Here is a 20,757-nt window from a genome sequence, read left to right as displayed (position 1 = left end):
TTTTTATTCTCATAATATGATTTTTGCCTGTAAAATTGAGCACCACAATTTTAAGAAGTTGACTTATTCAACCATCACGCAAACCCCCCAAAAAAAGTGATTAAGCTGATGTTCAGTTTATATCCTTAAAATGCACTGATGTTTTGACAAGTCCAAGTAAGCTAGGAATATGCGATGACTGAAGCGCAAACGACGAATGCCTCTCCAAACGATGAAAATGAAGCGCAAGCGGATTTGGAAGCCAAACAAAAACGTAAAAAAATGCTGAAGATTTTTGCCATTATTGTTGTCGCAGCAGCAATTCTATATGCAATTTGGGCTTTAGTGTTTAGCAATACTGTGGAAACAGACAATGCCTATGTTGGTGCTGAAACTGCTGAAATTACTTCAATGGTCAGTGGTCAGGTGGCTGAAGTTTTAGTGAGTGATACACAGCAAGTCAAGAAAGGCGATGTTTTGGCAATTATTGATAATCGTGATGCTAAAATTGCGGTTGCAGAAGCCGAAGCAGCCTTAACTAAGGCAAAGCGCCAATACACACAAAGTTCTGCAAATAGCAGTTCATTGTCCTCGCAAATTTTGGTGAGTACAGACGATATTAATAGTGCTAAAGCACAAGTAGCACAAGCCGAAGTCGCATATCAGCAAGCGCAACAAGAATTTGCTCGCCGTCAGCAATTAAGTGCAACAGGTGCAATATCGAAGGAAGAATTTAGCAAAGCACAAAGTGCTTTGAATAATGCTAAAGCTAGTGTTGATGTAGCAAAAGCGGCGCTTGCCCAAACTGAATCAAAACGAAAAGCAGCGCAAAGTAACTTAGATGCCAATGAAGCATTAATTCGAGGTACCTCGCAAAGTTCAACACCTGATGTATTGGTAGCTCAAGCAAAACTTGATCAAGCGCTTTTAGATTTACAACGGACTGAAATTAAAGCACCGCTAGACGGAATTGTTGCCCGTCGTAGCATTCAAATTGGGCAACGTGTGGCACCTGGTGCAAGTTTAATGAAAATCGTGCCAATAGCTGATCTGTATGTCGATGCAAACTTTAAAGAAAGCCAGTTAAAGAATGTCAAAGTCGGTCAAAAGGCAACTTTAACCTCTGATCTATATGGTAAGGATGTTGAATATCATGGTACCGTGATTGGCTTTTCTGGAGGCACAGGTTCTGCATTTGCTTTGATTCCTGCACAAAATGCGACAGGTAACTGGATTAAAGTGGTTCAGCGTTTACCAGTACGTATCAAACTTGATCCTAAAGAATTGGCTGAACATCCATTACGTGTGGGTTTGTCCATGAATGCTGAGGTCGATACCTCATCAGCGAAGTAATCGCTTATGAATACAGCAACATTTCAAAATGAGCTGAAAGGCGGACGTTTACTCCTCGCTGCATTCTTTTTAGCACTTGCCAATTTTATGGTCGTGTTGGACATGACCATTGCCAATGTTTCTGTACCACATATTACAGGAAGTTTAGCGGTTTCAAGTTCACAGGGAACTTGGGTCATTACTTCGTATGCTGTTGCGGAAGCCATCTGTGTGCCTTTAACGGGCTGGTTGGCAGGACGCTTTGGTGCTGTTCGGGTATTTACCATCAGTTTGATCGGTTTCACCACATTTTCCATTCTGTGTGGTTTATCCAATAGTTTGGCAATGCTGGTGATCTGTCGTATTGGGCAAGGCTTATTTGGTGGTCCAATCATGCCATTGAGCCAAACGCTGCTCATGCGTATTTTTCCGCCTGAAAAGCATTCGCAAGCAATGGGTATGTGGGCAATGACCACAGTGGTTGGTCCAATTTTAGGTCCAATTCTGGGTGGAACGATCAGTGATAATTGGTCTTGGCACTGGATTTTCTTTATCAATATTCCTGTAGGTGTAATCTGTGCTTTGGGTGTCATGCGTTTGATGAAAACAGCAGAAACCCCGATTGCAAAATTACCTATTGATACCATTGGCTTAACTTTGCTGATTATCTGGATTGGTGCATTGCAGCTCATGCTAGATTTAGGGCATGAACGGGACTGGTTCAATAATACCTTTATTTGTATTTTGGCTGTGATTTTGGTGGTTGGATTTATTGCCTTTTTCATTTGGGAATATTATGAAAAACATCCCATCGTCAACATACAGATTTTCCGATACCGTGGTTTTACCATTGCCACAATATCGCTGGCTTTCGCCTTTGCAGCATTCTTTGGCAGTATTGTATTGATTCCACAATGGTTACAGATCAACTTGGGCTATACCGCTTCTTGGGCAGGTTATCTCACTGCAACGATGGGCTTTGGTAGTTTGATGATGTCACCGATTGTGGCAAAAATGGCAACAAAATATGATCCAAGAGCATTGTCGAGTTTTGGTTTGATGATTTTGGGTGGTGTGACCTTGATGCGTTCATTTTGGACCACTGATGCAGATTTTATGGCATTGGCTTGGCCACAGATTATTCAAGGTTTTGCTGTGCCATTCTTCTTTATCCCATTGTCCAATATTGCCTTGGGTGTGGTTCGTCCAGATGAAGTTGCTTCTGCTGCGGGTTTAATGAACTTTATGCGAACGATGGCAGGGGCGATAGGTGCCTGTCTGGCTGTGACGATTTGGGATGATCATACCAAGTTGGCACGGAGTGAAATCGTTTCAACCATGCATGTAGAAGAAACCCAGCGTAATTTGGTCAATAGTGGTTTTAGCCCAGAAATGGCTTTGGGGACGATTTCCAACTTGGTGGATAAGGAAGCTTTAACACTTTCAGTCAATCATGTATTTTTGATTTTTGCGATGGTATTTATCTTTGCAGGGTTAATTATTTGGTTATGCCCTAAACCGAAAGGTAATGTGGGCGCAGGGCATGCCCATTAAATTTTAAGTGTTATTGAAAGCCTGCTGAAAAGCGGGCTTTTTTATGGATATTCTTTATGTTTAGTCGATAGATAGCCTGTATTTTATCTATTGATCAAGATCAGGGTATAATACACAGATTGTGTACTGCGATGAGGAATATGTATGAAGCCTGAATTCCAACAAGGAAAAATTAAACAATACGATGCTGAAAGAGGCTTTGGATTTATTGGTGGGCTTGAGCAGGATATTTTCTTCCATATTTCTGATTTTCCGCTTGCTGAGGGAGAACCAAAGCGTAACGAGCGAGTTAAATTTATCGTAGTTGAAAATAACGGTAAGTTGAAAGCCGCTAAAATCGAACGGGTAGAAGACCAGTCCGCCAAGGCTAAAAAGACGAGAGTTGTTGAGAACAATAAGTCGATTACCAATACTTTGTTGTCTAATTTTAGAAAGTAATCGCTGATTTTTAGTGACTCAACTCCTCCCTTTTAGTTGAAATCTTTTTAGATTGAGGGAGGATAGTTTAATCAAATGAATTAGAACAATGAAACCTTATAATAAAAATTTGAAGCAAGCTTCCCGTGATCTCCGAAACAATATGACTGATGCTGAAAAGTTTTTGTGGTCAAAAATCCGTAACAAGCAAATTTTAGGTGTACAGTTTTATCGGCAGAAACCGATTTTAAACTTTATCGTGGATTTTTACTGTCCTTCTGCAAATTTGGTGATTGAGTGTGATGGTAGTCAGCACTATACAGATGAGGGGCTAGAGGCTGATCGGATTCGTGATCACGCATTGGAACAGTTGGGATTGAAAGTGCTGAGATTTGATAATAGGCATGTGATGGGGGAGATTGATGCAGTGGTTCAGGTTGTTCTTGATATGATTTCTTTACAATTGGAATCCCCCTTTTGAAAAGGAGGACTTCGCACCGATTGGATTTAATCCCTCCCAACCTCCCTTTAAAAAAGGGAGGGGCTATCACGTAATTCATTAAATCACATGACATCCCCCTCTTTTTCAAAGAGGGGTTAGGGGAGATTTAAATAAACCTAAGAAACTGAATCATCCAAATTCGGAGCTAACCAACGTTTCGCTTCATCCAAAGTCCAGTTCTTACGCTTTGCATAATCCTCAAGCTGATCTAATGCAATCTTACCGACATTAAAGTATTCAGATTGAGGATTCGCATAATAGAAACCACTCACGCTTGATGGTGGCCACATTGCAAAACTGCTGGTCAATTGGGTACCAATCTTATCAGTCGTACCTAACCAATCAAACAAAGATGCTTTTTCAGAATGCTCAGGACAAGCAGGGTAGCCCGGTGCAGGACGAATACCAACATACTTTTCTTTGATTAATTCTTCATTCGACAGTTGCTCATCTGCCTGGTAGCCCCAGAACTCTTTACGAATACGTTCATGCAAATGTTCAGCAAATGCTTCCGCAAAACGGTCACCTAAGGACTGAGCAAGAATAGCAGAGTAATCATCACCTTTGGCTTTGTACTCATGTGCCATTTCTTCCGCACCAAAAATTGAAACCGTGAAGCCACCCAAGTAATCCTCACCTTGTGCTTGAGTCGCCACAAAATCTGCCAACGATAAATTAGGTTTCCCGGTCACTTTGTCAGACTGTTGACGGATATGATGGAAAGTATGGGTGACATTTGCACCAGACTCATCATAGACTTCAACTGAGTCCGCTGATGAACGATTGGCAGGATAAATTCCAAATACAGCACGAGCATCAAAGCGTTTATTTTCAATAATGTCTTTGAGCATCGCTTGGGCTTGATTATACAAATCAGTCGCAGCTTCACCGACCACTTCATCTTGTAAAATTTTCGGAAATTTGCCTGCCAAGCTCCATGAAATAAAGAACGGCGTCCAGTCAAAGTAATCGACTAATTTTTCAAGCGGGTAGTTGGTGATGGTTTGTAGACCGATAAAGTTTGGTTTTACTGGTGGATGAGTCGCAAAATCAATTTTTAACCCATTCTCTATTGATTCAGCATAAGACAACTTGGCAGCTTTGGGCTGTTTGTTGGCAATACGCTCACGTACTTTTTCATATTCAGCACGATGTTCTGCGACAAATGCAGGCTTCATTTCTTTGGATAATAATGTTGTCGCAACACCAACTGCACGAGAGGCATCGGCAACATAAATCACTGCATCATTTGAATATTGTGGATCAATTTTTACCGCAGTATGTGCTTTCGATGTTGTTGCACCACCAATCAGCAATGGAATCTTAAATCCCTTACGTTGCATTTCTTTAGCGACAAATACCATTTCATCTAAAGAAGGGGTAATTAAGCCAGATAAGCCGATAATATCAACTTTTTCATCAATTGCGGTTTGTAGAATTTTTTCGCAAGGAACCATGACACCAAGGTCAACAATGTCATAACCATTACAGCCAAGCACCACGCCCACAATATTTTTACCAATATCATGAACATCACCTTTAACTGTCGCCATCAACACTTTACCTTTAGATTGGCTTCCTGTTTTTTCAGCTTCAATGTACGGGTTTAGCCATGCCACAGCTTGTTTCATGACACGTGCAGATTTTACAACTTGCGGTAAGAACATCTTACCTGAACCAAATAAATCTCCAACAACGTTCATACCGTCCATCAATGGACCTTCGATCACGTCCAATGGGCGTTTTGATTTTAAACGAGCTTCTTCGGTATCTTCATCAATAAAAGTGGTGATACCTTTAACAAGGGCATATTCAAGGCGCTTTTCAACAGTTTCATTACGCCACTCAAGATTTTCAACTTGTTTTTGAGCAGCACTTTGACCACGGTATTGTTCTGCAACTTCGAGCAGTTTCTCAGTTGCATCTTGACCACTTGCTCCCTGATTTTGGTTGAGAATCACATCTTCAACCGCATCTTTTAATTCTTTAGGAATATCATCATAAATTGCCATTTGACCGGCATTTACGATTCCCATGGTCATGCCTTGTTGAATAGCATGATATAAGAATACAGAGTGAATGGCTTCACGCACAGGTTCATTGCCACGGAACGAGAATGAAACGTTTGAAACACCGCCAGAAATCATGGCATGAGGCAAGTTTTGTTTAATCCAACCGGTGGCTTCAATAAAGTCCACAGCATAGTTATTGTGTTCTTCAATCCCTGTTGCAACAGCAAATACATTCGGGTCAAAAATAATGTCTTCAGCAGGAAAGCCGACTTCATTGACCAATACATCATAAGAACGTTTACAGATTTCACGCTTACGTGCAGCTGTATCTGCCTGACCTGTTTCGTCAAATGCCATGACAATAATCGCAGCACCATATTGACGGCATAGGCGTGCTTTATGCACAAACTCGTCATAACCTTCTTTTAAAGAAATCGAGTTTACAACAGGCTTACCTTGAACACATTTTAATCCTGCTTCAATGATTTCCCATTTTGATGAGTCAATCATGATTGGAACTTTGGATATTTCAGGCTCGGATGCAACCAGATTTAAAAAATGCACCATTGCATTTTCCGAATCCAACATTCCTTCATCCATATTAATGTCAATGATTTGAGCGCCTGCAACCACTTGCTGTAAAGCAACATCGAGTGCCTCTGCAAAGTTTTCTTCACGAATTAAACGTAAGAATTTTTTAGAACCTGTGACGTTGGTACGTTCACCGACATTGACAAATAATGAGTCATCGTAAATGTTAAATGGCTCTAAACCACTTAAACGACAAGCAGGTTTGGTTTCCGGAACTTGACGAGGTTTGATGTCTTTTACGGCATGATAAATCGCACGAATATGATCTGGTGTGGTACCACAACAGCCGCCAGTAATATTAATCAAACCACTTTCAGCAAACTCTTTTAAAAATGCAGCAGTTTGTTCTGGCGTTTCATCATAACCACCGAAAGCATTGGGTAAACCTGCATTGGGATGCGCTGAGACAAAAACATCTGCAACATCTGAAACAGTTTTAACATGCGGACGCATGGCATCTGCACCCAAAGCACAGTTAAAGCCAATTGATAATAGGTCGCCGTGGCGCACAGAATTCCAAAAAGCTTCTGCTGTTTGTCCTGTAAGCGTACGACCTGAAGCATCAGTGATGGTTCCTGAAATCATCAATGGCAGTTCATGACCAAGTTGTTTAAATACCTCTTTCACTGCAAAAATTGCAGCCTTACAGTTCAAGGTATCAAATACAGTTTCGATCAAAATAATATCAGCACCGCCCTCAATAAGCGCATGTGTAGCTTCGATATAATTGTCTTTAAGCTCATCAAAGGTAATGTTACGAAATGCAGGATCATTCACATTCGGTGAGATTGAGCAGGTACGAGATGTAGGACCCAATACACCTGCCACAAACCGTGGTTTATCAGGTGTCGAGTATTTCAAACATGCTTCTTTAGCAATTCGGGCTGCTTCACGGTTGATCTCAGGAACCAAGTCTTCCATATGATAGTCAGACATGGATACACGTGTACCATTAAAGCTATTGGTTTCAATAATGTCTGCACCAGCATCCAAGTATGCTTCATGAATCCCTTGGATAATGTCAGGCTGTGTCAGCACCAAAAGGTCGTTATTGCCCTTGAGATCAGATGCCCAATCCGCAAAACGCTCACCACGATAATCTGCTTCTTCCAGTTTATGGCGTTGGATCATGGTTCCCATCGCGCCATCAATTATGAGAATACGTTGGGCAAGAAGCTCTTTTAACGTGGTAAGCGTAGACATTCAAACTCTCAATAAAATCGGATTTTAAAAATAGCGCTATGTTATCAGAATGTAGCGCGGCAAGGTATTCATCTTTGTCGATATGGATGATTTGAAAAATGAATGAATTTGATTAATTTTCAACCAAAAAACAAAGATCAATTTAGAAAGTAAATATAAAGCAAAATAATGATTTTAATCACATTGTTTTGATATAAATGTGATTTGTTTAAAATTTATTTTCGTGGCAAAAACTATAAACCTGCTTAATGAATCACAAAATAATAAATGTGTTATATCTAAAATATTATGGATGATAAATGACGATAATTTTCAAACCAAAATAATAAGAAGTTGATGATTATCAAACAAGCTTTGGAAAATGGAAAATTATAGCTGATCAAACAAAAGTCGGTTTTTTACTTTAAAAAGTGTACCAAAAAGTCAAATATTCATTCCAAAAAATCAATCATTTTCAGGTGTGACTGATTTTTTTGCATACGTTATAAAAAATATTGCAATGCGAATAAATAATGCTAACTATGTCTCAGAACTATTCTAAAAACTTACGGTAATTATCAATGAATAAAACATATAAAGTCGTTTGGAACGAATCATTAGGCACATGGTGTGCAATTTCTGAAACTTCTAAAGCTCGTGGTAAACGCTCTACTGGGAAAGCAATTGTTGCAAGTGCGGTGATTGTTGCTTCTACTATCTCAGGTATGACATTAGCCGCTGATAATTATGTCAGTGTCAATGATGGTGGTACGCAAAGCGGTAATTATAATAATGATGGTGCTATTGCGAGTGGATCAGTTGTCATTGGTCCAGACTCAAGTAGCATCGGTGCTTCAGGTGTAGCGATTGGAAACAATGCTGATGTGACTGGTTTGCAAGGTGTGGCAATAGGCAATAATGCGCAAGCAGGTTATCAAAGTATGGCTTTGGGTCATGACGCTATAGCAACTGCATTTAACAGTATGGCATTGGGTGGAAATTCGATTGCTTATACAGATGGTACCGCTTTAGGGCAGGGCACCTATGCCAATAAGTTAGCCACAGCAATGGGCAATGGCTCTTTAGCTGTTGGGTTGGAAAGTACAGCTTATGGCTATAGTGCGCTTGCTGGTACAGACTCGTTTAGTCAACCATCAGCAGGTACAGATCCAGATACGATTGGGAAAGCTTATGCCACTGCGATGGGTTCAAGAGCAAAAGCATCTGCTCAAGGTTCTACAGCATTGGGTGCAAGAAGTGGTGCAACAGGTATCTCATCCGTTGCAATTGGTGAGGGTTCTACAGCTTCAAATGATTTTAGTGTTGCGATTGGTAGTAGTAGCACAGCGACAATGAAAGGGGCGATCGCAATTGGTGATGGCGCTTTTAGTGGTGGCAAGGATGCAGGTGCTTCTATTGTCATTGGTGGTGCTATTGAAAAAAGTGACTATGCGCCTGCTTTAAATGGAGCAAGAAATGATGAAAGTGCGCAAGCTTCTATCGTGATTGGTTCTGGTGCAACCAATAAAGGAGCAATAGCGACTGTCATTGGTACGGGAGCAAGTGCGGGCGTAGAAGGTGGTAGTACCGTGATTGGAAGTTTTGCTTCCTCTACAACGAGCGGTACTGCATTAGGCGGTTCAGCAAAAGTAATAGGCAGAAATGGTACTGCTGTAGGGTTGGAAGCTGTTGCTTATAATGATGGCGTCGCTCTAGGAACATTATCTGTTGCAAATAGAAATGCGGGCACTTTAGGTTATGATCCAAGTAGTAAAAGTATAGCCGTTACAGGTTCTCATATTGCTTCACTCTCAGGGATAATGAGTGCTGTATCGATAGGAGATACTGACAAAAAAATCTATCGCCAAATCACCAATGTCGCTGCTGGCACAGTAGATACAGATGCAGTCAATGTTGCTCAGTTAAAAGCAGTTCAAGCAGCAACTGAAACCCATTATGTCAGTGTCAATGATGGGGGCGTACAAAGTAGTAACTATAATAATGATGGGGCAATTGGTTTAAATTCAATTGCTGTTGGTGCCAATGCTCAGGCTATTCAGGAAAATGCTGTTTCGGTAGGAGCTGGTGCACAAAGTGGTCTTAAAAGCGTATCTATTGGTAGTAATGTTGGTAGTTTAAAGGCAGAAGGTAGTATCGCTATTGGGAGTAGTGGTAATGGTTCTGTAGGAGGGAGTAGTGTAGGAACAGGTACTTCCAGTGAAGGTTACGACCATATCGCAATTGGTACCGAAAGTGGTATTGGTGTAAAAGGTAACAATAACCTTGCGTTGGGCGGGGAAATGGGTAACAACGTCATTGGTTCCAGAAATACTGCATTTGGTGGGGAATATTCTGGCAGTAATGTTGTAGGTGATGAAAATATTGTACTGGGTTCAAATGCAGGCAACAACATTACCGCAAATCGTACACTGAGTATAGGATCGACTTCTAAAGCCAGTGCAGATGATACAATTGCTATAGGAACTGGCGCTCAGGCAGCAGTCACTGGAAGTGTCGCATTGGGATCGGGTAGTCAAGCGATTCGTAATGTTGGTAATGAGACTGCCTATATACCAGTAGGTACAGCGATTGTCGGAGCGAATGCTGTCGGTGGTGAAGTCTCTGTAGGTGCGATTGGTCGTGAGCGCCGAATTACTAACGTTGCCGCAGCAAGTCAAGACACAGATGCGGTAAACCTTTCACAACTTAAAGCTGCTCAAGCAGCAGCGACTACCCATTACCTCAGTGTCAATGACGGTGGTGTGCAAAGTGGAAATTATAATAATGATGGTGCGACGGGCAAAAACTCGATTGCTATCGGGATTGGTTCAAAAGCTGAAAATGAGAATAGCGTTTCTATAGGAACGAATGCGACTTCAAATTATGGCAGTGTTGCGATTGGTAGTAGTACTATCGCGTCTAATGGTGGTTCAACTGCTATAGGTACCAATAACGTTGCTTTAGCTAACAACGCACATATTATTGGTAGAAATAACCGTTCTGAGCAACAAAATAGTAGCATTTTAGGGAATGAAAATCAGATATTAACCTCAAGTGGTACAAGCCTTGCCATTGGAAACAACAATATATTAACCAGTGGTGGTGCAGCAGCTTTAGGATTTGGTAACCAAGTTTCAGGCGCTAGCACGCTTGCGCTTGGTACTGGTAATAATGTGGCAAATATTAATACTACAGCGGTTGGACTCGGAAATCAGGTTTTAGGCAATGGAAGTACCGTACTAGGTACTGATAATACTGTTGGAAGTGATTCATCTGGGATTTTAGGTCGATATAACCAAGTCAATAACGGTAGTGTTGCCTATGTTCTTGGACAGGCAAATAATGTTAGTGGTAGATCTTCTGCTGTTGTGGGTGTTAGTAATACCGTAAAAAACAACAATACTTTTGTTTTAGGTAATAGTATCACCACAACTCAAGACAACAGTATTATTTTAGGAAATGAGTCCTCAGATCGTGCCGCAACCACAGTAGATAAAGTCACAATCAATGGCGAAGATTATACTGTTGCAGGTGCTGGCTCTGCGGCAAATGGTATCGTGAGTGTCGGTAAAGCAGGTGGTGAACGTCAAGTCATCAATGTAGCTGCAGGTGAAGTGAGTGCAACCAGTACAGATGCTGTCAATGGTTCACAATTGTTTGCTACCAATAAAGCCATTGCTGATAGTCAAACCCATTATGTCAGTGTTAGTGACGGTGGTGTTCCAGACACTAACTATAATAATGATGGTGCAGTAGGTTCATATGCAGTGGCTGTTGGAGTAGGTGCTAAGGCTCAAGGTACTTTTTCTTCAGCGATTGGTTTGGGTGCAACTACAGGTACTGCTAGTGTAGCTTTAGGGGAAAGAACGGGTAGTGCTAATACTGGTAATAGTATAGCTATAGGTAATGCTGGTGATGGTTCCGTCGCTGGCAGAAACTTTGGTACAGGCGCACTGAGTTCTGGGGTAGATCTTGTAGCCATTGGTACTGAAGCGGGTATGCGTGTCAATGGAAGTGATAATGTTGCGATTGGTGGTGAAGCAGGGAATGATGTACGTGGTGAAAGAAATCTAGGCTTAGGGACAGCGGCAGGTAGCAGAGCCAATGGTGTTGAAAATATTGCGCTAGGCTTTCGTGCCGGTAATGATATTCAAGCAAATCGTACACTGAGTATAGGATCGACTTCTAAAGCCAGTGCTGACGATGCAATAGCCATTGGGACTGGCGCTCAGAGTGAGAGCTATAAAGGATTAGCAATCGGCGTAGGCGCTACAGTTGCAGCAGGTGGTAATGATAGTATTGCAATTGGATCAGGTGCTCAAGCTGCGGCTGGAAGAGCAGTTGTCATCGGTCTAAATGCTGGTGTTGGTAATATCAATGATGGTGATGCCAATGTACTCATCGGTATGAATGCTGGGCAGAATAATGATGGTCGTTGGAATACCGCAGTGGGTTCTAATAGTGGCTATAACACAAAAGGTCAAAGAAATACCGCTTTAGGTGACTACTCAGGTCATGATGTAACAGGTAATGGAAACATTGGATTAGGTGGAAGTGCAGGAAACAGCGTTATTGGTGAAACCAATCTTGCTGTAGGAGCATCGGCAGGTGGTAGCGTGGTGGGAAGCCATAATACTGCATTGGGTAGAACTGCTGGTGTAAATGTAACCGGAGACTTAAATACTGCAACTGGACTTGATTCAGGTAGTACAGTTTTAGGAAATGATAATGTTGCTTATGGTCGTGGTTCAGGAAACCAAATTAAGGGAAGTAACAATAGTGCAGTTGGAGGCGGATCAGGCTATCAAGTTTCAGGTAATTACAACGCAACTCTCGCTTATGGCTCAGGTGCCTATGTAACAGGTAATGCGAATACTGCTATAGGTTTTGTTGCTGGAAATAAAGTTAATGGTGATTCAAACATTGCCATTGGAGGTGAAGCTGGAAGTCGGGTGAATGGTAGCCGAAATGTTGCGCTAGGCTTACAAGCAGGGCAAGATCTTGACAATGTAAACGATGCTACTAGCTTAGGGAGTGGTGCTAAGGCAGCAGTCAGTGGAAGTGTCGCATTGGGATCGGGGAGTCAAGCGATTCGTAATGTTGGCAATGAGACTGCCTATATACCAGTAGGCACAACGATTGCTGGAGCGAATGCTGCTGGTGGTGAAGTATCTGTAGGTACGATTGGTCGTGAGCGTCGTATTACTAACGTTGCTGCAGCAAGTCAAGACACAGATGCGGTAAACCTTTCACAACTCAAAGCAGCTCAGGCAGCAGCAACTACCCATTACCTCAGCGTCAATGACGATGGAACACAAGGCGGAAACTACAATAATGATGGGGCGCAAGGAAAAAATTCTTTAGCGTTGGGCGTGGGTGCTAAAGCAACGGGTGAAAATGCAATTGCGATTGGTAATGTGTCTACTGATGCAGCAAATAGTATTGCCATTGGGAATAATAATGTTTTAAGTAATACTGCAGGTGCAAGTACAGTCATTGGTAGCAATAACAATGTAACAGGCAATGAAGCCGTGGCTTTGGGTTCAAACAACACTGTAAAAGATTTCTCAGGTGTTGCGGTGGGTAGTTATAACCGTGCATTCGGTTATCGTTCTATTACGGTTGGTGCAGAAAACCAAACAGATGGTCAGTGGTCATCGGCAATTGGTCTTTGGAATATAGCTGGTGGGGAGCGTGCCACGGCTTTAGGTGCAAATAATAAGATTTTAGCTCGTCGTGCCTTGGGTGTCGGTGTTGTTAATGAAATCTCAAGTGCCAGTGAATATAGCTCAGCAATTGGTGCCTTTAATAAAATTACGGATAGCACAAAATCTTTAGCGGCTGGATTTAGTAATACTATCACTGGTGGTGATAACAACAATGTTTTAGGGAATGAAAATCAGCTCAATAACGCCAAAAATTCAACAGCAATTGGAAATAAAAATATCGTTGCTCAAGACAATACCCAAGTTCTTGGTAACAATGTTACAACGACTCAAGCCAATAGTGTTGTATTAGGCAATGAATCTACAGATCGAGCAGCGACTTCTGAGTCAAAAGTGACCATTCTTGGTCAAGATTATGTTTTTGCAGGCGTAGGCTCTGCTAGTAATGGTGTGGTCAGTATCGGTAAAGCAGGCGCTGAACGTCAGCTCATCAATGTGGCGGCAGGAAAAGTCAGCAGTGACAGTACCGATGCAGTGAATGGTTCACAACTTTATGCAACCAATCAAGCGATTACCGAAGTTGGAAAATCGGCAGCGGCAGCAAAAACTGAAGTTCTAGAAGGTGACAACATTGTTGTGACCGAAACCCAAGGTAAAAATGGTCAAAGTGTTTACAACGTTGCAACTGCGAAAGAAGTGAGTTTTAACAAGACTACAGTGGGTACGGTGATCACCGACAGCGCTACAGGTAAAATTACAGGTTTGACTGCGGGTGAAGTCAGTGCGACCAGTACAGATGCGATAAATGGTTCACAACTTTATGCGACTAATAAAGCCATCGCAGACAGTAAAACCCATTATGTCAGCGTCAATGATGATGGTGTACAAGCAGATAACTACAACAATGACGGTGCAACTGGTAAAAATGCACTGGCAGTCGGTGTAGGGAGTAAAGCAGCAGGTGAAAATGCTGTAGTGATTGGTTATAACAACAATGTTGCACAAGATAAAACGGTTGCTTTAGGTAGTTCGATCACTACGACTCAAGCCAATAGTGTTGTATTAGGCAATGAATCTACAGATCGAGCAGCGACTTCTGAGTCAAAAGTCAGCATAAATGGTCAAGATTATGCCTTTGCGGGTGTAGGATCAGCTAGTAATGGTGTGGTCAGTGTCGGTAAAGCAGGCGCTGAACGTCAAATCATCAATGTGGCGGCAGGAAAAGTCAGCAGTGACAGTACCGATGCAGTGAATGGTTCACAACTTTATGCAACCAATCAAGCGATTACCGAAGTTGGAAAATCAGCAGCGGCAGCAAAAACCGAAGTTGTAGAAGGTGACAACATTGTTGTGACCGAAACCCAAGGTAAAAATGGTCAAAGTATTTACAACGTTGCAACTGCGAAAGAAGTGAGTTTTAACAAGACTACAGTGGGTACGGTGATCACCGACAGCGCTACAGGTAAAATTACAGGTTTGACTGCGGGTGAAGTCAGTGCGACCAGCACAGATGCGATAAATGGTTCACAACTTTATGCGACTAATAAAGCCATCGCAGACAGTAAAACCCATTATGTCAGCGTCAATGATGATGGTGTGCAAGCAGATAACTACAACAATGACGGTGCAACTGGTAAAAATGCACTGGCAGTCGGTGTAGGGAGTAAAGCAGCAGGTGAAAATGCTGTAGTGATTGGTTATAACAACAATGTTGCACAAGATAAAACGGTTGCATTAGGTAGTTCGATCACCACCACTCAAGCCAATAGTGTGGTAATCGGAAATGAATCCGCAGATCGTGCGGCTACTTCCGAATCTAAAGTGACCATTCTTGGTCAGGACTATGCCTTTGCCGGTGTAGGCTCTGCTAGTAATGGTGTGGTCAGTGTCGGTAAAGTCGGCGGTGAACGTCAAATCATCAATGTTGCAGCGGGGCAACTCAGTGCAACCAGTACCGATGCAGTCAATGGTTCACAACTCTATGCGACCAATCAGGCAATTTCATCATTACAAGGTCAAGTGGGTGGCGCAAAAAGTACTGTAACTGAAGGCAAAAATACCACCATCACTAAAACCACCAATGCAGATGGTTCAACTGATTACCAAGTCGCAACCAAAGATGATGTGAGCTTTGATTCAGTCACCGTAGGTAACATCAAAGCTGATGCACAAAGCAATAAGATCAGTGGTTTGGCTGATGGTGAAGTGAGTGCAACATCCAATGAAGCTGTCAATGGTAGCCAACTCCATGGGACTGCTAAAAGTGTTGCCAATGTTTTGGGTGGCAATGCAAAAGTTAATGCAGATGGTACTGTCAGCACCAGTAATATTGGCAACACAGGTAAAGACAATGTGCATGATGCCATTGCTTCATTGCAAGGACAGGTTGCAGGTTCTAAGACCAGTGTCTCTGCGGGTAAAAATACTGTTGTGAACAGTAGTACCAATGCAGATGGATCAAATAATTATCAAGTGGCTTTGGCAGATGACATTAACTTGAACTCGGTGACTGCAAATCAAGTCACAGCCAATCAGGTAAAAGCAGACCATGTGATTGCCAATCAAGTCATGGCAAATCAGGTCAATGTCGGTAAAGTGACCATTGATGGGACCAGTAATAAAGTCAGTGGTTTAGCGAATGGTACGATTAGCAAAGACTCTACGGATGCAGTCAATGGTTCACAGTTGCATCAAACCAATAGCAATGTTGCACAGTACCTCGGCGGTGGCTCAACATTGAACCAAGATGGTTCAATCAAAGCGCCAACTTATAATGTAGCAGGTGGAAGCTATAATAATGTAGGGGATGCATTGGGTGCCGTCGATACACGTGTCAGCAACCTTGAACAAGCGTTCTACAACACCAACAAAAATGTAGATGATTTACGCAACGATACCTATGCAGGGATTGCAGGTGCAATGGCTGTGGGTAATTTACCGCAACCGACTGAAGCGGGTATGAGCATGATGAGTGCAGGTCTTTCAGGTTATCGCGGTGAAACAGCCGTCGCAGTAGGTATTAGTGCGATTAGCGACAGCAATAAAATCATCTGGAAAATGGGTGCTTCTGCAGACAGCCGTAGCAATATTGGCGGTGCTGTATCGGTAGGTTATCAATGGAAATAATCTAAACAAGAAGTTTTGATTTCAGCATTTTTCATGTGACTCTCTTAAAACTTAGTCCTTTCGGGGACTGAGTTTTTTATAGTTATATTTTTTGAGTCTAAGCGAAAGTTGGCTTTAAATTTGCAAGTTTGTATTTTTTATAGCGCTAAATTGTATTGTCGAAATTTAAGGAAAGCTTATTCAAAAATAGTGTTTGTTTTTTCATCAAATTGTCACAAATATCGCAGATACTGAGTGAAAATATTGGTCACCTGTCATATTTGACGGAAATATTACAAATATTATTTCAGGATGAAATGTAAAAATTTACTCAAATTAATTTTATTTAATTATTTTAAATCATTGAATAAAATAAATAAAAATATAAATTGAGTCGCAAGTATTGCGAAATACTGAAGTGAAAAAAGTAAAAAATTCACTTCATTGGGGAGCTATTTGTCATATAATTGTCACAATTTAATTGAACAATAAGCGCATTCTAATATTCGCTTACCTTCTGCATGAATTCGAATTTACCTCCCGTCTCAGATTCTGCATCATCGTCTCAAGCTGCTAAATCGACGAATGTGCATGTACCTACACCGAAGTTTTTTATGCCGGTGTTTCTGACGATTATTATTGCAACCTTGATTTATATCGGGGTGCAAGTTAGTGCAGATTTAGCACATGTTCCACCTTTAAGTCTTTATTCAGTCATTCTTTTAGCGACTGCTTTATTCATTGCTTTAGGCTTTGAGTTTGTAAATGGTTTTCACGATACTGCCAATGCTGTGGCTACCGTGATTTATACCAACGCCTTACCTGCACCAGTTGCAGTGATGTGGGCAGGTTTCTGTAATTTTCTTGGGGTCATGGTTGCAAGTGGTGCTGTTGCATACGGGATTATTGCATTACTTCCTGTTGAATTAATCATGAATGTGGGGAGTGGTGCTGGCTTTGCAATGGTTTTTGCAATGCTCATTGCTGCAATTCTCTGGAATCTAGGAACTTGGTTTTTAGGGATTCCTGCATCGAGTTCCCATACTTTGATTGGTTCAATTTTAGGTGTGGGAATCATGAACTACATTTTGCACGCATCCAGTGGTGCAAGCGGTGTAGATATGGATCAGGTCATTAAAGTTGGTAAAGCATTGTTGTTTTCTCCTTTAATTGGTTTTGCTTTTGCAGCTGTGGTCTTCCTGATTGTTAAAAAGTTGTTTAAAAAGCAACTTGAATTGTTCCAACCACCAGAAGGCAATAAACCACCACCACCTTTGATTCGTGCAATTCTTATTTTTACCTGTACAGGGGTAAGTTTTGCGCATGGTTCAAATGATGGTCAAAAAGGTATGGGACTGATCATGCTGATTTTGATTGGTATTGTGCCTTTGGCTTATTCTTTAAACCGTGGTTTGGACCAACAGCATTTACAGTCATTCTCACAATTGTCTGGTCAAACAGCGACAGCAATTTATGCAGAACACGCTGATATTCCAGATGAGCAAGCACGTGCAACGATCACGAAGTTTATTCAAACCAAAGAGTTAAACCCTGCGGTTGTTCCTGCTCTAGCAAGTTTGACCGATCATTTGGGTGAGCGTGTAGGTCAGTTTAGAAATCTTCAGGATATTCCAGAAGCTGAAGTATCATCTTTACGTAATGATATGTACTTAAGTACAACGGCATTTAAACGTTTAGATAAAGCCGATCAACTTCCAAAAATGGATGAAGCTCAAGCTAAAGTTGTAAAAGATTACCGTAAGAATCTCGATTCATTCTTACAATATATTCCAAACTGGGTAAAAGTTGCTGTTGCCTTGGCTTTAGGTCTAGGTACGATGGTGGGTTGGAAGCGTATTGTGGTGACTGTGGGTGAGCGTATTGGTAAGCATCATATGACATATGGTCAGGGCATGTCTGCTGAACTGGTAGCAATGTCAACCATTGCTGCTGCTGATGGTTTTGGTTTGCCTGTATCAACAACCCATGTCTTGAATAGTGCGGTTGCCGGAACGATGGTTGCCAATAAATCTGGCTTAAATTTTGCGACTGTCAAAACCATTCTTTCTGCTTGGATCTTTACTTTACCTGCAACCATTTGTTTATCAGGTGGATTGTTCTGGTTATTGTTAAAAGTCTTTAATTAAAAGCAGTCGTATTGATTTTTCTGAAAAGAATGTTGGCTGTCATGGCATTTAAAATATTTAAAAGTGTACTTCGGTACACTTTTTTTTCGAATGATGTATGCGTTTTTGCAATGCGAATAACACAATTTCACCATTGAAAAAAACTTTTAAAATAACTATGGTGTGGCAGTAAATCACACTTGAGAAAAATGAGCATGTATTTAAGAAAAGCACTGTATGCTGCTGTGTTATTTGGAATGTCTTTACCTGTTTTGGCTCAGGGAATTGTATTAAATAATCAAGATATCCGTACAGATTTAAACTGGTTAAATCAACAAGGTGTGATTCAAATCAGCACTTCAACTTGGCCAATGAGTGGTGATGAAATTCAACGTGCATTATCTCAAGCGAAGATTTCGAACAACACACAACAAAAAGTTATTGATTCAATTCAAAATGCATTAAAAGCTGATAATCAAACAGCAAAACTGGGTTTATTTGCAGAAACAGATCAGAAAAATATTCCGCAAGCTTTTGGCGATCGTGAAAAAGCACAATATGTTGGGTCACTTGAGTTTAATGGTGGTGGTGAAAACTGGGATGCCAAGCTGCGTGTGAATGGCGAAAAAGATCCTCAGATTGACAATCGCCGTGATGTCAATGTTGAAGGCTCATACATTGCTGGAAAATTGTGGAATCAATGGGTGATTGCAGGTCAAATTCCAACTTATTGGGGACCTGGGCATGATGGAAGTTTGATTCGTGGTGATGCCAGCCGTCCAGTCTACGGTTTTACCGCGCAACGTGCTGAACAAAAAGCTTTTGAATCTAAATGGTTGTCTTGGATTGGACCTTGGCAATATCAAGCTTTTGCTGGACAGTTAGAAGATTATAAAGCCGTGCCTGATGCTAAACTTTTAGGTTTCCGTTTGACAGCTCAGCCTTTACCTTATTTAGAATTAGGAGCTTCGCGTATTTTGCAATGGGGCGGTGATGGACGTCCAGAAAGTTGGAGTTCACTTTGGAATGCAATCAAAGGGAATGATAACTTTGAAAACGGTGATGATGATAAATCCAATCAAATCGCGGGCTTTGATGCTCGTTTAAATCTTCAATCCTTATTAAATGTTCCAGTCAGTTTTTATGGGCAATATGTGGGTGAAGATGAAGCAGGATTATTGCCTTCTAAGAAAATGTATTTAGCAGGTGCGGACTACTCTACAAGCTTTAAAAATATGCCTGTTCAGTTTTATGCTGAATGGGCAGATACAACAACAAATGGTGATGTTAAAGCAATTTCTTATAATCATTATATTTATACAGATGGTTATTATCAGCAAGGTTTTCCACTTGGACATGCGATGGGTGGTGATGGAGAAATGATTTCCGTAGGTGGTAATATTCGCTTTGATGTGATGAACCGTTTATCTGGACGTGTGATCTATGCCAAAGTAAATCAATCTGCTGATTATTTTGGTGCTAAGCAAATTAATTTAGCCTTTCCTGAACAGGATAAGATCAAAGCTCTAGATTTAACATGGACGCATTATATTAAACCGACCATACCTTTAAAAATCAATGGTTGGGTCAGTGATTCGGATGTACACGGCAACGATGCTGGTGCTTCTGTAGGAATTGAAATTCCTTTAGATAAATCGTTATTGGGTCATTAAGTTATCTTGATTTGAACTGTATACCATTGGTTCTTGAGGTATACAGTTCAATAAGTTGAATAAACCCATAATCTGATCAAGCTAATGCTTTTTTATATTGAATAAACCCTGTTTTAGTCGCAATACGATCATATAAATATTGAGCAGTGATATTAGATGCTTGAGTTAGCCAATAGATGCGATCAAATTTTCCAGTACAGACCTGATAACAATGCTCAATTAATTGCTGGGCTAAACCTTGATTTCTAAATTGTTCTTTGATGAAAAGATCCTGTAAATAACAATAGGGTAAATTCGTCCACATACTTGGATGAGAAATCAAATGTACAAATCCAACCACTTGACCATTTACTTTGATGGCAAAGCCAAACATATCCGTTTGATCAGGATTTGTGATTCGCTTCCAAGATAATCTTATTTGTTCGTCGTTCATCTGTGCATTATAAAATCTTAAATAGCCTTGCCAAAGGGGGAGCCATTGCTCAAAGTGAACTTCTTCTAAGGCAATAATTTGTGTAGACATCGCGATCTCATATTTTTTTGCTTATGATGTTTTTATATATGAATATAAAAAAACAAGCAAAAGGGTTAGCGTGTAAATCACTATAATGAATATAA

9 protein-coding genes are annotated in these 20,757 nt (G+C 41.0%); 7 read left to right on the top strand and 2 right to left on the bottom strand.

Features of this window, described 5'->3' with window-relative positions; genetic code table 11:
- Nucleotides 1-174: 174 nt before the first annotated feature.
- The 4 genes from TOL5_RS17145 (at nucleotide 175) to TOL5_RS17130 (ending at nucleotide 3,763) form a co-directional block, all read left to right on the top strand.
- Complete coding sequence (locus tag TOL5_RS17145) at nucleotides 175-1,332, top strand: HlyD family efflux transporter periplasmic adaptor subunit (RefSeq protein WP_004827975.1); 1,158 nt, start codon at nucleotides 175-177, stop codon at nucleotides 1,330-1,332.
- 6 nt (nucleotides 1,333-1,338) lie between these two features.
- Nucleotides 1,339-2,865: a DHA2 family efflux MFS transporter permease subunit gene (locus tag TOL5_RS17140; protein WP_221260525.1), complete on the top strand. Its 1,527-nt coding sequence runs from the start codon at nucleotides 1,339-1,341 to the stop codon at nucleotides 2,863-2,865.
- Nucleotides 2,866-3,009: 144 nt separating this feature from the next.
- The gene (locus TOL5_RS17135; protein WP_042090153.1) at nucleotides 3,010-3,303 is read left to right on the top strand and encodes a cold-shock protein; all 294 of its coding nucleotides are present in this window, start codon (nucleotides 3,010-3,012) and stop codon (nucleotides 3,301-3,303) included.
- An 88-nt stretch (nucleotides 3,304-3,391) separates the two neighbouring features.
- The gene (locus TOL5_RS17130; RefSeq protein ID WP_151780610.1) at nucleotides 3,392-3,763 is read left to right on the top strand and encodes an endonuclease domain-containing protein; all 372 of its coding nucleotides are present in this window, start codon (nucleotides 3,392-3,394) and stop codon (nucleotides 3,761-3,763) included.
- Nucleotides 3,764-3,900: 137 nt separating this feature from the next.
- Here the strand turns inward: TOL5_RS17130 and metH are convergent, their stop codons facing one another.
- Nucleotides 3,901-7,590, bottom strand: a complete 3,690-nt coding sequence (gene metH, locus TOL5_RS17125) for a methionine synthase (RefSeq protein ID WP_151780611.1) — start codon at nucleotides 7,588-7,590, stop codon at nucleotides 3,901-3,903.
- A gap of 560 nt (nucleotides 7,591-8,150) precedes the next feature.
- Here metH and TOL5_RS17120 point away from each other — a divergent pair.
- From TOL5_RS17120 to TOL5_RS17110, 3 genes are all read left to right on the top strand, one after another.
- Nucleotides 8,151-16,361 carry a YadA-like family protein gene (locus tag TOL5_RS17120; protein ID WP_221260523.1) on the top strand — a complete coding sequence of 2,737 codons (8,211 nt, stop codon included), beginning with the start codon at nucleotides 8,151-8,153 and terminating at the stop codon, nucleotides 16,359-16,361.
- A 500-nt stretch (nucleotides 16,362-16,861) separates the two neighbouring features.
- Nucleotides 16,862-18,487 carry an inorganic phosphate transporter gene (locus TOL5_RS17115; protein ID WP_042090160.1) on the top strand — a complete coding sequence of 542 codons (1,626 nt, stop codon included), beginning with the start codon at nucleotides 16,862-16,864 and terminating at the stop codon, nucleotides 18,485-18,487.
- Between the two features lie 194 nt (nucleotides 18,488-18,681).
- Nucleotides 18,682-20,139 carry a capsule assembly Wzi family protein gene (locus TOL5_RS17110; RefSeq protein ID WP_151780613.1) on the top strand — a complete coding sequence of 486 codons (1,458 nt, stop codon included), beginning with the start codon at nucleotides 18,682-18,684 and terminating at the stop codon, nucleotides 20,137-20,139.
- Between the two features lie 76 nt (nucleotides 20,140-20,215).
- Here the strand turns inward: TOL5_RS17110 and TOL5_RS17105 are convergent, their stop codons facing one another.
- Nucleotides 20,216-20,662: a GNAT family N-acetyltransferase gene (locus tag TOL5_RS17105; RefSeq protein ID WP_005030864.1), complete on the bottom strand. Its 447-nt coding sequence runs from the start codon at nucleotides 20,660-20,662 to the stop codon at nucleotides 20,216-20,218.
- Nucleotides 20,663-20,757: the final 95 nt, after the last annotated feature.

Origin of the sequence: Acinetobacter sp. Tol 5 (assembly GCF_019702905.1) — a bacterium.
In the GTDB taxonomy this organism is placed as follows: Bacteria; Pseudomonadota; Gammaproteobacteria; order Pseudomonadales; family Moraxellaceae; genus Acinetobacter; species Acinetobacter bereziniae.
Note: the sequence above shows the minus strand (reverse complement) of the source record. Positions and strands in the feature narration are given on the sequence as shown.